Below are 13,326 nucleotides of genomic sequence, written 5' to 3'. Positions count from 1 at the left end.
CCGCATGGCCGCCAGCACTTCGCTCGTGCTGCGCCTGGGCACGGCCCAGACCCTGGCCTGGGCCTCCACCTATTACCTGCCCGCCCTGCTGGCCAAGCCCATGGCCGCCGAGTTGGGCCTGCCCGTCACCCAGGTGTGGCTGGCCTTCAGCGCCGCGCTGCTGGTCTCGGCCGGGCTGGGCCCCATCGCCGGCCGCGCCATTGACCGCTTCGGCGGGCGACCGGTGCTGAGCCTGACCAGCGTGCTCTTCGCCCTGGGCTTGGCCGCCTTGTCTCAAACGCAGGGGCCGGTGTCGCTGGCGCTGGCCTGGGGCCTGATCGGCGTGGCCATGGGCTGCGGCTTGTACGAGGCGGCGTTCGCGGCCCTGGTGCGCCTGCACGGGCATGCCGCGCGCAACGCCATCACCGGCATCACCTTGCTGGCGGGCTTCGCCAGCACCGTGGGCTGGCCACTCACTGGCTGGATGGACGCCGAGTTCGGCTGGCGCTGGGCCTGCCTGGGCTGGGCGGCGTTGCACCTGCTGCTGGGCCTGCCGCTGAACGCCAGCGTGCCCAGCGCCCCGCCCCACCCGGCACCCGAGCCACTGCCGGCCGGTGCGCCGTCGCCCGCAGCAGTGGCAGATGAGCCCCCGGCTCCGCGCCACGCCGCCTGGGTGCTGGCCTATGTGTTTGCCGCCACCTGGTTCGTGAGCACCGGCATGGCGGCGCACCTGCCGCAACTGCTGGTGGCCAGCGGCCTGACGCTGGCCGGCGCGGTGGCGATTGGCGCGCTGGTGGGCCCCGCTCAGGTGGCCGGCCGCCTGCTGGAATTTGGCTGGCTGCGCCGGCTGCACCCCTTGCTGTCGGCGCGCTGCGCGGCGGCCGCGCACCCGATGGGCGCGGTGGCCTGGCTGGTGCTTGGGCCCATCGCCGCGCCGGTGTTCGCCGTGCTGCACGGCGCGGGCAACGGCATCCTCACCATCGCCAAGGGCACGCTGCCCCTGGTCTTCTTCGGCCCGCAGGGCTATGGGCAACGCCAGGGCTGGATCATGGCGCCCTCGCGGGTGGCGCAGGCCTTTGCCCCCTTGGTGTTCGGTGCGCTGATTGAGCACTTTGGCGCCGGCGCCCTGGGCTTTTCGGCGGCGCTCAGCGCCAGCGCGCTGGCCGCCCTGCTGTGGTTGCGCACCGGTTCAGCGCGGGGCTGACCAGTCCAACAACTCGGCCAGGCGGGTGACCACCCAGGTGGCCTCGTCGGGGCTGACCACCGCGCCCTCACCCCGCAGGCCCTGGCCGACCCGCTGCAGCACATCGGCCTCGGTGATGCCCAGGCTGAACTCCATGGTGCGGGCCGTGTCGGTGAGCATCTGCGCCATGTCTTCGCACAACTCGTAGCGAGCGGTCAGTTCGGCGCGGGGCAGCGTGGGCTTCAGGCGCCCGGGCGGCAGGTAGAGGGCGATGAAGCTGGCGGGAATCTCAATCTGGTAATCGTCTGACATGAAGCGGCGCGGGCAAACAAAACGCCGATCATGCGACAGAAGCCGATGGCCCCGTCAATGAAAAGCGCTCACCGCCTCACGCAGCGACACGGCACGGGCGCGCAAGGCATCGACCGCACTGCGCGATTGCTCCACCAGGGCGGCGTTCTGCTGCGTCATGCGGTCGAGCTCACCCACAGCGGACGTCATCTCACCAATGCCCGCGCTCTGGTGCGCAGTGGACTGACTGATGTCGCGAATCATCTTCGCCACTGAAGTGGCTTCGTGCACGATGGACTCCATGGCTTGGCCGGCGCGCTGCACCAGCTCGGCCCCCCGATCCACGCGCTCAGCGCTGCTGCCGATCAGCGTCTTGATTTCTTTGGCCGCTGCGGCGCAGCGCTGGGCCAGTCCTCGCACCTCGCCTGCCACGACCGCGAAACCTCGGCCATGTTCGCCTGCACGGGCAGCCTCCACCGCCGCGTTCAAGGCGAGGATGTTGGTCTGAAACGCGATGCCGTCGATCACACCAATGATGTCGGCAATGCGGCGTGAGCTGGTGCTGATCTCGTCCATGGTGTTCACCACGTCTCGCACCACCTGCCCCCCACCATCGGCCGTCTGACTGGCCTTCTCGGCCATCTGGCAAGCCTGCCCGGCGGTCTGACTGGTGTTGGTGACGCTGGCGTTCATGGCCGCCATGGCCGCCGCTGTCTGCTCCAGATTGGCCACCGCCTGCAAGGTTCGCGAGCTCAGGTTCTGGTTGCCCTGGGCAATGTCTTGCCCCACGTCGCCGATGCCGTCCACTTGAGCGGCGACGTCGTCTAGCAAGGCACGCAGGTTCAACCCAGCCTGGTTCAAGGTGCGCGAAAGCATGCCGACCTCGTCCATGCGGTTCATGGCCGGCATGGCATCGGGCTGACCTGCTGCCACCAGCTGGGCTTGGTGCAGAACTGCCCGCAAGGGTTTGACGATCTGAGCCTCCAGCCAAGCGCCCATGAGACCCCATATCAAAGCCGTTGCCCCCCAAGCCCCTACTGGCGCACCGGTCAGCGCCAAACCGACGCACAACAGAAACGCCATCAACGCCGCGATGCCGTGCAAGCGCAGCCGTAAGCTGGCCGTGACGCCAATGGAGCGCCAACACATCCAGCCGCCATGCACCACCCAACCGCGGCGGAATGTCAGGCTGCCTTGACGGCCTTCGCGAAACCGGGCGTACAGGGCCTCGGCTTGCTGCACCTCTTCGCGAGAGGGTTTGGTGCGCACCGACATATAGCCCACCAGGCGTCCCTGACGCATCACTGGCGTGGCGTTGGCTCGAACCCAGTAATGGTCTCCGTCCTTGCGGCGGTTTTTCACCAACGCACTCCAAGAGACACCCGCCTTCAAGGTGGCCCACATGTCGGCAAAGGCCTCAACAGGCATGTCGGGGTGACGAACCAGGTGGTGCGCCTGCCCGATCAGTTCTTCGCGCTCGAATCCGCTGGCCTCGACGAAGGCCGCATTGGCGTATTGGATGTGGCTGTGCACATCGGTGGTGGACATCAGCGTGGTCTGGTCGGGCAACTCGTATTCACGCTGGGTGACGGGCAGGTTCTGGCGCATAACTGTCTCCGGGTTACGGTTGGTTCTTTCGGTGTAACCAACTTCGTCATGCACCATTTTTTCTTGAGAAAAACCAATTCCTTTGAACTCAACAGGCCAGGGTGCCATGTCCTCAATGAAAGTCCCGGCTGCTGGTGGCCAGGCGACCGAGCAACGGGGTGAGGTCTTCCAGGTGCCCGGCGATGAGGTTGGCCACCGCGCCTTCGCGCTGCCAGGTGCCGCGCACGGCCAGCAGGCGCGAGCGCAGCAAGGCCTGGCGAAAGCGCTCGCGCAGGCGGCGCCACACGATGACCTGCACCACGCCGGTTTCGTCTTCCAGGCTCACGAACACCACGCCGCTGGCGGTCTCGGGCTGTTGCCGCAGCGTCACCAGCCCGGCAAAGCGCACCAGCCGGCCGTGGGGTGCGCGGTGCAACTCGGCCGCGGTGGCCAGGCGGCGCTCGGTCAGCAGGGGGCGCAGCAGGGCCAGCGGGTGGCGGCGCAGGCTCAGGCCCAGGCTGGCGTGGTCCCAGACGATGGCCTCGCCCTCTGGGGCCTCGGGCAGGCTCAGCGGGTCTTCGTCCACCGGGGCCTGGCGCAGCAGCGCGGGCGGCGTGGCCAGGGCGGCGGCGTCCCACACCTGCTGGCGGCGGTGGCCGCTGAGGCTGTGCAGGGCATCGGCCGCGGCCAGGCGCGTGAGGTCGGCCTGCGCCAAGGCGGCACGGCGGGCCAGGTCGTCGGTGCTCTCGAAGGGCGCGCGCCGGCGCGCGGCCACGATGCGCTGCGCCACCGCCTGCCCCAGCCCGCTCACCAGGCGCAGGCCCAGGCGCACGGCGGGCGGGTGCGGCAGGTCTTCCAGGGTGCAGTCCCAGTCGCTGTGCAGCACGTCCACCGGGCGCACCTGCACGCCGTGGCGCTGCGCGTCGGCCACGAGCTGGCGCGGCGTGTAGAAGCCCAGGGGCTGGCTGTTGATGAGCGCGGCCAGGAACTCGGCCGGGTGGTGCCGCTTGACCCAGGCGCTGGCATAGACCAGCAAGGCAAAGCTGGCCGCGTGGCTCTCGGGGAAGCCGTAGCTGGAGAAGCCCTTGATCTGCTCGAACACGCCCTGGGCGAAGTCCAACGGGTAGCCGCGCTCGGTCATGCCGTCGATCAGGCGGCGTTCGTATTTCTCCAGCCCGCCCTTTCGCTTCCAGGCCGCCATGGCGCGGCGCAGGCCGTCGGCCTCGCCGGGCGAGAAGCCGGCCGCGAGGATGGCGATCTGCATGCACTGCTCCTGGAACACGGGCACGCCCAGGGTGCGCTCCAGCGCGGCGTCCAGCGCGGGGGGGAAGGTGATGGGCTCTTTGCCCTGGCGGCGGTTCAGGTAGGGGTGCACCGCCCCGCCCTGAATGGGCCCCGGGCGCACCAGGGCCACCTCAATCACCAGGTCGTAGAACTTTCGCGGGCGCAGGCGCGGCAGCATGGCCATCTGCGCGCGGCTTTCCACCTGGAACACGCCCACGGTGTCGGCGGCGCAGAGCATGTCGTAGGTGGCCGGGTCTTCGGGCGGAATGTCGTGCAGGCCGAAGGGCTCGCCGCGCCGCCGGGCGATGAAGGCCAGCGAGCGGCGCAGCGCGCTGAGCATGCCCAGGGCCAGCACGTCCACCTTGAGCAGGCCCATGGCGTCGAGGTCGTCTTTGTCCCACTCGATCACGGTGCGCCCGGGCATGGCGGCGTTTTCAATCGGCACCAGGCGCGACAGCGGCCCGCGCGTGAGCACGAAGCCCCCGGTGTGCTGCGAGAGGTGGCGCGGAAAGCCCATGAGCTGGCCGGTGAGCGTGCTGAGCTGGCGCACCGCCAGGGCCTGCGGATCGAGCCCGGCCTCTTGCAGCCGCTCGGGCGAGATGCCCTGCCCGTCCCACCAGACCATGCCCTTGGCCAGGGTGTCGAGCGTGGCGGCGTCAAAGCCCAGGGCACGGCCCACGTCGCGCACGGCGCTGCGCGGGCGGTAGGCGATGACGGCGGCGGTGAGCGCGGCGCGCTCGCGCCCGTACTTGGCGTAGAGGTACTGGATCACCTCTTCGCGGCGCTCGTGCTCGAAGTCCACGTCAATGTCGGGCGGCTCGTTGCGCTCTTTGGAGATGAAGCGCTCGAACAGCACCGACATGCGCTGCGGGTCCACCTCGGTGATGCCCAGGCAGTAACACACCACGCTGTTGGCCGCCGAGCCGCGCCCCTGGCACAAGATGCCTTGCGAGCGCGCGAAGGCCACGATGTCGTGCACGGTGAGGAAGTAGTGCTCGTACTTCAGCTCGCCGATGAGCGTCAGCTCGTGCTCGATCTGCGCCTGCACCGCCGCCGGCACGCCCGCCGGCCAGCGCCAGCCCGCCCCCTGCCAGGTGAGCTGGCGCAGCCAGCTCGCGGGCGTGTGGCCGGTGGGCACCACCTCGTCGGGGTATTGGTAACGCAGCTCGTCCAGCGAGAAGGTGCAGCGCGCCGCCACCTGCAGGGTCTGCGCCAGCAGCTCGGGCGCGAAGCGCTGGCCCAGCGCCAGGCGAGAGCGCAGGTGGCGCTCGGCGTTGGGCTGCAGCTCACGCCCGCACTCGGCCAGGGGGCGGCGCAGGCGCGTGGCGGTGAGCACGTCGTGCAATGGCTGGCGCGAGCGCAGGTGCATCTGCACATCGCCCACGGCCACCAGGGGCACCGCCGTGAGTTCGCTGCTCTGGCGGGCTTGCTGCAGGCGCAGCTCGTCGTCCAGCTCGCGGCGGTGCTCCACCCCCAGCCAGCAGCGGCCCACGAAGTGGCGCAAGAGCCAGCGCGCCAGCGCGTCGGTCTGCGCTTGCGTGGCCTGCGGGCTGGGCACGGCAATGGCCAGGCAGTCGGCCAGGGCGGCGCTGTCGATGCGCGCCCAGTCCAGGCGGTAGCTGCCCTTGGGCGCCGAGCGCCGCAAGCGCGTGATGAACTCGCACAGGTTGCCGTAGCCCTGCGCGTTGCAAGCCAGCAGCACCAGGGTGAACGGGGCCTCGGCCTGCACGCGGAACTGGCTGCCCACCAGCAGCTTCAGGCCATGCGACTTGGCCGCCACGTGGGCGCGCACCACGCCGGCCATGGAGCACTCATCGGTCAGCGCCAGGGCGGTGTAGCCCAGGGCATGGGCACGGGCCACCAGCTCTTCGGGGTGGCTGGCGCCGCGCAGAAAACTGAAGTTGGAGCAGCAGCGCAGCTCGGCGTAATGGGGCAAGGCGGACAACACGGGCGGGCCTCTTTCACGCAAACAGGCCGTGCAGAAACCAGGCGGGCGAGGCGTCGCCGACCTGCGGCCGGGTCTGGAACACCCACAGCAGCCCGGCCTGCGCCGACCAGGCCAGCCAGTAATCGCGCGCCACGTGGCGGTGGGCGCCCTGGGCGTCGTCGCGGTCCCACCAGCCGCCCTCCACCCGCTGCGGCCCCAGCAGCAACTGCAGCTCGCCCAGGTACTGGGGCCGGTGCTCACGCACCACCAGCTTCAGCGGGGCCGGCAGCAAAAACGCGGGCTGAGGCCCGGCGTCGGGCCAGTCGCCCCGGGGCGCCGGGCCGGTGGCCGGCAGCCACTCGCACATGGCCTCGGGCCGGTGGTCGGCGCGTGGCTGCGGGCGCAGCACCCGCTCAGGCCCCAGGCGCGCGCTCAGGCGCTCGAGCAACTGCGGCAAGGGCTCGGCGGGCTGGCGCTCGTCCAGCAGCAGCGAGGCGCTGGCGCCGCTCAGGGGCCGGGTGTCGGTGGCGCACAGGCGCAACTCGCCCACCGGCGCGTCCAGGGTGACGTGGGTCAGGTGCTCGGCCAGCAAGCGCGCCAGGTGCTCGGTCTGGCGGGTGGGCTCGGCGGTGCGGATGCCCAACTCGCCGCCCTCGCCCACCTCGCGCCCGCGCATGGCGTCGTGGGCCCAGTGCAGAGTGATGGCGGTCACCCCCTCTTGCCGCGCCGCCAGCCAGGCAGACAACTGCCACAGCAGGTGCCGCGCGCCGTCCATCAGGCCTGTGCTGTGCTCCACCCGCCAGGGCAGTTCCAGCCGGGCCTCGAAGCGCTCGGCCGGTTTGGCCCAGGCGTGGGCCTGCGGGCGCTGGCCGTAGGCCTGATCGAGCGCCTGCAGCAAGCCCGCCTCAAAACGCCGCCCCAGCCCGCCACGCGGCAAAGCCCGCACGTCACCCAGGCAGCGGCAACCCATCTGGGCCAGGGTGTCGGCGTGGGGCCGCAGGGCGCTCAAGGTGTGCAAGGGCAGGCCGTCGAGCAGGCTCGCCAAAGGGGCCGACAAGCCGTCCCCTCGCCCCGCCCGCGCCAGCGCCAGCGCGGCCAGCGCATTGGGCGCCCAGGCCAGGGCCTGCGCCCCCAGCAAGGGCGCCTGCTGGGCCACCCGCTCTTGCAAGGCCTGCTGGCCACCCCACAGGCGCAAACAGGCCTGCACCTCCATCAGCACCGCCTCGTCCTGCCGCGTGACGCGTGGGGTGATGGCCAGGGCCCAATGCGTGGCGTGCTCAAGCACGGCCACGCCGGGGGCATCGGCCTCAGTGGGCGACCAGGGAAACAACAGGGCGCACCACAACATGGTCGGCACCAGAAGGCAAAGGCCGCGCCCCTGGGCGCAGGCGCGCGGGCAACACGGCGGCCAAGGCGTCGGGCAAGGCGGTCAGGCGCAGGGCCTGGGTCAGCGGCGGGCCTTTGCGCTTGACCAGGTCCACCTCAATGCCCCAGTCGGGCAAGGGCCTGAGCCGCAGCCGCAAAGGCGCGGGCGACGAGGCTTGCGCCGCCCCCGCCGGCCGGCACACCAGCACCGGCCCCTCGTGCGCTGCCGCCAGCACCTGCAGGCGGCGCAACTGCGTGGCCCGCACCTCGGGCAGCCAGGCCACCACCGCGCCGGTGGCGTTGGCGCGCAGCAGTTGCTCAGTGGCCCACAGGCGCTCGGCCGGGCTGCTGGCCTGCACCCACAGCAAGTGGCGTGGGCTCCAGCCCGCCACCCGCCAGCCCAGCGGGTGGGGCACCTGCGGCGGGGCCACCAGCGCCAGCGGGGCCGTCAGGGTGGGCAGCAAGGGGGCCAGCAAGCGCCACTCGGCAGCGCCGGGCGGGGAACACAGCCACTCGGTCAGCCCATGGCCCGGCCAGCCCCCACCGGGCAGCACGGCGTCCAGCGCCGACCAGCCGCTGGGCCACACCCGCTGCGGCACCAGCCCCAGTTGGCTGGCCCGCCACACGGCAGCCCACTGCCCGGCCCCGCCGAGCAGGGCATCGACGGCGGCGTTGGGGTGGGCTTCAGGACGGGAAAACATGGGAAAAGCACTGTACACCCGTACAGTATATGAAATCCATGATGTTCGTCAGAACGCGCCAGCACTCGGCCATTGACTGCCCCTGGCATGGCATTTGCGGACTGCCCTGCGGCCCCAAACCCATGGCGTTCTGGCTTCTACCGAGACAGGGCGCCGCCCCACCGTGGTGCCCGTGTCGTCCGCATGGGCACCACGGCAGGGCCCCGATGCCAGCGACCTCGTCGCCTGGCGCGGGGTGGGCAAAGACCGAGTTCCCTACCCCCTCATCCGGAGTCCCTCTCAAATGAAAAAATCGCACCAGCGCATCGCCCTCGTCGCCTCCCTGCTCAGCCTGGCCGCCGCCAGCGCACAAGCCCAAAGCAATGTCTCGCTCTATGGCCTGGTGGACATGAGCATCGGCGCCACCAAGGCCCCCGGTGGCACCTCGGTCACCGGCATCGACAGCGGCAAGATGACCACCAGCTACTACGGCATGAGCGCCAGCGAAGACCTGGGCGGCGGGCTGTCGGCCGTGTTCAAGCTCGAAGGCTTCTTCCTGGCCGACACTGGCGCCCAAGGCCGCTTCACGGGCGATGCCCAGTTCGCCCGCACCGCCTCGGTGGGCCTGTCGCACCGCGACTACGGCACGCTGACCCTGGGCCGCAACACCACGCAGCTGTTTGTGTCCACCCTCATGTTCAACGCCTTTGGCGACTCGTTTGGCTATTCGCCCAGCATCCGTCACTACTTCGCTGGCGGCCAGGGCGTGACCACCGGCGACACCGGCTGGAACGACTCCATCGCCTACAGCAGCCCCTCCTTCGCCGGCCTGCGCTTTGGCGTGGCCTCAGCCACCAAGGAAAGCGCGCTGGGCACTGGCAACAGCGGCAACCTGAGCGTGAGCGTGGGCTACAGCAACGGCCCGCTGGCCGCTTCGCTGGTGGTGCAAGACGTGGAGAAAGACACCGCCGTGGCCGTGGCCAACACCACCACCTCGCAGCTGGGCGCCTCGTACGACTTCGGCGTGGCCAAGGCCTTTGCCCAGTACGGCCGGGTGAAGAACGACAGCACCGGCGCCAAGTACGACATCACCGGCCTGGGCGTGCGCGTGCCCGTGGGCGCGGGTGCCGTCATTGCCCAGTGGGGCGAGCTTGACGCCAAGGTGGGCGCCGATCGCACCACCCTGTCGGTGGGCTACTTGCACAACCTGTCCAAGCGCACCGAGCTGTACGCCGTGCTGATGCACGACAAGGTGGATGGCCTGTCCAGCGGCGGCGGCTACTCGCTGGGTATTCGTCACCGCTTCTGACGAGCCGGACAAGACAGGTGCCCGATCCTCTCGGGTGCCTGTCGAGGCGACATTGAGCACCGACAGGCCTGGTTCGCAAGGCCTGTCACCTTGGCACACAAGGGCGCCAACCCCAGCGCACAAACGAAAAAGCCCGATACCTTTCGGTACCGGGCTTTCGTATCACTGGTCGGCGTGGCGGGATTCGAACTCGCGACCCCTTGCACCCCATGCAAGTGCGCTACCAGGCTGCGCTACACGCCGTGAAGCCTTGAATTATAGCGTCAAAAATGGGCTTTTAGAAAGGCAGGCGAAGAAGTTCGCGAATTTCCAGCAGCTCGCGCCGAATGCCCTCAAGCGTCTCCTGGGTGGGCTCAGGCGAATCGGCCGAATCGGCAGACGCAGCGACACCTTCGGCCGACTCAATCACCGCCTCTTCTACGACCTCGCCATCGTCGACCCGGCGCCTGTCGCGCTCGGCCTGGGCAATTTCCTGCAGCTTGTTGCGTGCCCCACTGATGGTGAAGCCCTGTTCGTACAGCAGTTCGCGGATGCGACGGATCATCAGCACCTCGTGGTGCTGGTAATAGCGGCGGTTGCCACGGCGCTTCATGGGGCGCAACTGGGTGAACTCTTGCTCCCAGTAACGCAGCACGTGCGGCTTCACACCGCACAACTCCCCGACTTCACCAATGGTGAAGTAGCGTTTGGCGGGAATGGGGGGAAGCGCTTTTTCCATGCAAATCAAGGCGGTAGAAGCCAAACCTTGAAATTTACTCTAAGGGGTAGCCGGCAACACGGCCGCCCCGAGAAACTGTGTGAAAAAAGGCAAACGCCCACGAGGGGCGTTTGCCAGCCTTGACAGCACCGGGCCTTGGCGTCAGCCGTTGCCCACCGCCGCCTGCACCTGCTCCTTGAGTTTGGGGCTGGCATGGAAGGTGACCACCCGGCGGGCCTCGATGGCAACCGGCTCGCCGGTGCGCGGGTTGCGGCCCGGGCGTGGCGCCTTGGTGCGGATCTGGAAGTTGCCGAAACCCGAAATCTTCACATCGGTGCCATCAACCAGGCTGTCGGTGATCAGATCGAAGAAGGCATCGATCATGTCCTTGGATTCGCGCTTGTTCAGGCCAATCTGGTCAAACAGCAACTCAGCGAGTTGGGCCTTGGTCAGGGCTGGGGTTTCCAGGCTTTCGACAGCGAGTTCCATGAGCGGGGAGATCCTTCGGGGTTCGGTCATCAGGCGCGCAGGCGGGCCGCCACGCGCTGTTGCAGGGCATCAAGCACCGCCTTCACGGTGGTCTCGATGTCGTCCTCGGTCAGTGTAGCGTCGTCGCGGTTGAGCACCAGGCGCACCGCCAGGCTCTTCTCATCCGAAGCGAGGCTGCCCGCCGGCGCGCCCTTCTTCGGGCGGTACACGTCAAACAGCACCGCGTCGCGCAACCAGGGGCTGCCCACGGAGCGAATGGCGGCCATCACCGCGTCATGGGCCACCGACTCGTTCACCACGATGGCCAGGTCGCGCTCCACCGGCTGCTGGCGGCTCACGCCCTGGAACTGCGGCACGGGGCGGGCCAGCACGGCGTCCAGTTCCAGTTCAAACAGCACAGGTGCAGTCGGCAGCTCATACGACTGGCGCCAGCGGGGATGCAACTCACCCACATGGCCAATGCATTGCCCATCCAGCCAGACGCTGGCGCAACGCCCCGGGTGCAGGGCTGGGTGCTCGGCCGCGCGGAACTCGGGCTTGCGGGGGGCCAGCAAGGCCTCGACGTCGCCTTTGGCGTCGAAGAAGTCCACCGCGCGTTCGGCGCTGCCCCATTGCAGGCGGTCCACCGAACCGTAGGCCAGACCGGCCACGCGGCGCGGCTGCACAAACCCGGCCACCGTGGTGTCGCTGTCCACCACCGAGGCGTCCTTGCGAAACACGCGGCCCACCTCGAACAGGCGCACGCGGTCGGCGCGACGGTCCAGGTTGAACTTCAACACCGACACCAGGCTGCCCAGCAGCGAAGAGCGCATCACGCTCATCTGGCTGGCAATCGGGTTGAGCAGCTTGATCGGGTCGGCGTTGCCCGCCAACTCACGCTCCCAGCGCTCTTCCACAAAGCTGAAGTTGATGGTTTCCTGGTAGCCCAGTTGGGCCAACTGGCGGCTCACGGCATAGACGCCACGCCGCGATTCGGGCCGGATCTTGGCCGTGGTCGGCGCCAAGGGCGGTGTGTGCGGCAGCTGCTCGTAGCCAATCACGCGTGCCACTTCCTCGATCAGGTCTTCTTCGATTTGCAGATCGAAGCGGAAGGCCGGCGGGGTCACGGTGACGGTGCCCTCACCCTCTTGCACCGACAAGCCCAGGCGGCGCAGCGCATCGGCGCATTGCACCTGCGTCAGCGGCATGCCCACCACCTTGGCCGCGCGCGCCACGCGCAGCGTCACCGGCTTGGCCTGCGGCAGGTTGACCACGTGGTCGTCCATCGGGCCAGCCTGACCGCCACAAATCTCCAGCACGAGCTGGGTGATGCGCTCGATGTGCTCCACCGTGGTGGACGGGTCTACGCCCCGCTCGAAGCGGTGACCAGCGTCGGTGCTGAAGTTGTAGCGGCGCGAGCGACCGGCGATGGCCTTGGGCCACCAGAACGCGGCCTCGATGTAGATATTGGCGGTGTCGTCCGACACGGCCGTGGCGTCGCCACCCATGATGCCGGCCAGCGATTCCACCGCCTGGTCGTCGGCGATCACGCCTACGGCCTCGTCCACGGTAATGGTATTGCCATTGAGCAGCTTGAGGGCCTCACCCGCGCGGCCCCAGCGCACCTGCAGACCGCCGTGGATCTTGTCCAGATCAAAGATGTGCGACGGGCGGCCCAGCTCGAACATCACGTAGTTGGAGATGTCCACCAGCGGCGACACACTGCGCTGTCCGCAGCGCGCCAGGCGCTCCACCATCCAGGTGGGCGTCTGCACTCGGGTGTTCACGCCTCGCACCACACGGCCGGTGAAGCGGCCGCAAAGATCGGGCGCCTGCACCGACACCGGCAGCTTGTCTTGCAGGGCCACCGGCGCGGCCGGAAATTCGGGCGCCAGCAATGGTGCCCCGGTCAGCGCCGACACCTCGCGCGCAATGCCGTACACGCTCAGGCAGTGCGCCAAATTGGGCGTGAGCTTGAGGGTGAACAGCATGTCGTCCAGCGCCAGTTGCTCGCGAATGTCGCGGCCCACGGGGGCATCGGCCGGCAACTCCAGCAGACCACCGTGGTCTTCTGAGAGCTTGAGCTCACGCGCCGAGCAAAGCATGCCCTGGCTTTCCACCCCCCGCAGCTTGCCCAGCTTGATCTTGAAGGGCTTGCCGTCGTCGCCCGGCGGCAGTTCGGCCCCCACCAAGGCACACGGCACCTTGATGCCAACACGGGCATTGGGCGCACCGCACACGATGTTGAGCAGCGCACCCTGCCCCACGTCCACCTGGCACACGCGCAGGCGATCGGCGTTCGGGTGCTGCACCGCCTCCTTGATCTCACCCACCACGATCTGGGTAAACGGTGGCGCGACCGGTTGCAGCTCTTCGACCTCCAGACCCGCCATGGTCAGGGTGTCGGCCAGTTGCTGGCTGGTCAGGGAAGGATTGCAGAAGGCACGCAGCCAGGATTCGGGGAATTGCATGGAACAGCTCAGTTCGGGAACACGGCAATGGCTTCGCGACAGCCCACAGCATCGGCTTGACCGATCTGCTGGTGCAGCGCCCACC

10 protein-coding genes and 1 tRNA gene are annotated in these 13,326 nt (G+C 69.0%); 2 read left to right on the top strand and 9 right to left on the bottom strand.

Annotated elements, in window-relative coordinates; genetic code table 11:
• Positions 1-4 precede the first annotated feature (4 nt).
• Positions 5-1,183 carry an MFS transporter gene (locus ACE3RQ_RS17275; RefSeq protein ID WP_374523312.1) on the top strand — a complete coding sequence of 393 codons (1,179 nt, stop codon included), beginning with the start codon at positions 5-7 and terminating at the stop codon, positions 1,181-1,183.
• Here the strand turns inward: ACE3RQ_RS17275 and ACE3RQ_RS17270 are convergent.
• The 5 genes from ACE3RQ_RS17270 to imuA form a co-directional block, all read right to left on the bottom strand.
• Entirely contained in the window at positions 1,169-1,474 is a 306-nt protein-coding gene (locus ACE3RQ_RS17270; RefSeq protein ID WP_374523311.1) for an ATPase with chaperone activity, read from the bottom strand. The genes ACE3RQ_RS17275 and ACE3RQ_RS17270 overlap by 15 nt on opposite strands.
• 54 nt (positions 1,475-1,528) lie before the next feature.
• Complete coding sequence (locus tag ACE3RQ_RS17265) at positions 1,529-3,061, bottom strand: methyl-accepting chemotaxis protein (protein ID WP_374523310.1); 1,533 nt, start codon at positions 3,059-3,061, stop codon at positions 1,529-1,531.
• A 112-nt stretch (positions 3,062-3,173) separates the two neighbouring features.
• The gene (locus ACE3RQ_RS17260; protein ID WP_374523339.1) at positions 3,174-6,269 is read right to left on the bottom strand and encodes an error-prone DNA polymerase; all 3,096 of its coding nucleotides are present in this window, start codon (positions 6,267-6,269) and stop codon (positions 3,174-3,176) included.
• 16 nt (positions 6,270-6,285) lie between these two features.
• On the bottom strand, positions 6,286-7,599 hold the full coding sequence (locus tag ACE3RQ_RS17255; RefSeq protein ID WP_374523309.1) for a DNA polymerase Y family protein: 1,314 nt from the start codon (positions 7,597-7,599) through the stop codon (positions 6,286-6,288).
• Entirely contained in the window at positions 7,559-8,317 is a 759-nt protein-coding gene (gene imuA / locus ACE3RQ_RS17250) for a translesion DNA synthesis-associated protein ImuA (protein ID WP_374523308.1), read from the bottom strand. The genes ACE3RQ_RS17255 and imuA overlap by 41 nt, the downstream gene beginning before the upstream one ends.
• A 283-nt stretch (positions 8,318-8,600) precedes the next feature.
• Here imuA and ACE3RQ_RS17245 point away from each other — a divergent pair, with 283 nt between their 5' ends.
• Positions 8,601-9,605: a porin gene (locus ACE3RQ_RS17245; RefSeq protein WP_374523307.1), complete on the top strand. Its 1,005-nt coding sequence runs from the start codon at positions 8,601-8,603 to the stop codon at positions 9,603-9,605.
• 166 nt (positions 9,606-9,771) lie between these two features.
• Here ACE3RQ_RS17245 and ACE3RQ_RS17240 read toward each other — a convergent pair.
• The 4 genes from ACE3RQ_RS17240 to pheT all read right to left on the bottom strand — a co-directional run bounded on the left by ACE3RQ_RS17240 (position 9,772) and on the right by pheT (position 13,241).
• Positions 9,772-9,848, bottom strand: a tRNA-Pro gene (locus ACE3RQ_RS17240).
• Positions 9,849-9,882: 34 nt separating this feature from the next.
• A complete protein-coding gene (locus tag ACE3RQ_RS17235) occupies positions 9,883-10,323 on the bottom strand; it encodes a MerR family transcriptional regulator (protein ID WP_374523306.1) in 441 nt (146 codons plus the stop codon).
• Between the two features lie 141 nt (positions 10,324-10,464).
• Entirely contained in the window at positions 10,465-10,791 is a 327-nt protein-coding gene (locus ACE3RQ_RS17230; RefSeq protein ID WP_374523305.1) for an integration host factor subunit alpha, read from the bottom strand.
• Positions 10,792-10,820: 29 nt separating this feature from the next.
• Entirely contained in the window at positions 10,821-13,241 is a 2,421-nt protein-coding gene (gene pheT / locus ACE3RQ_RS17225) for a phenylalanine--tRNA ligase subunit beta (protein ID WP_374523304.1), read from the bottom strand.
• Positions 13,242-13,326 lie beyond the last annotated feature (85 nt).

Source organism: Hydrogenophaga sp. (genome assembly GCF_041913525.1).
GTDB lineage: Bacteria > Pseudomonadota > Gammaproteobacteria > Burkholderiales > Burkholderiaceae_C > Hydrogenophaga.
The sequence above is the reverse complement of the archived record's forward strand: the minus strand, read 5'-3'. Positions and strand labels throughout refer to the sequence as shown.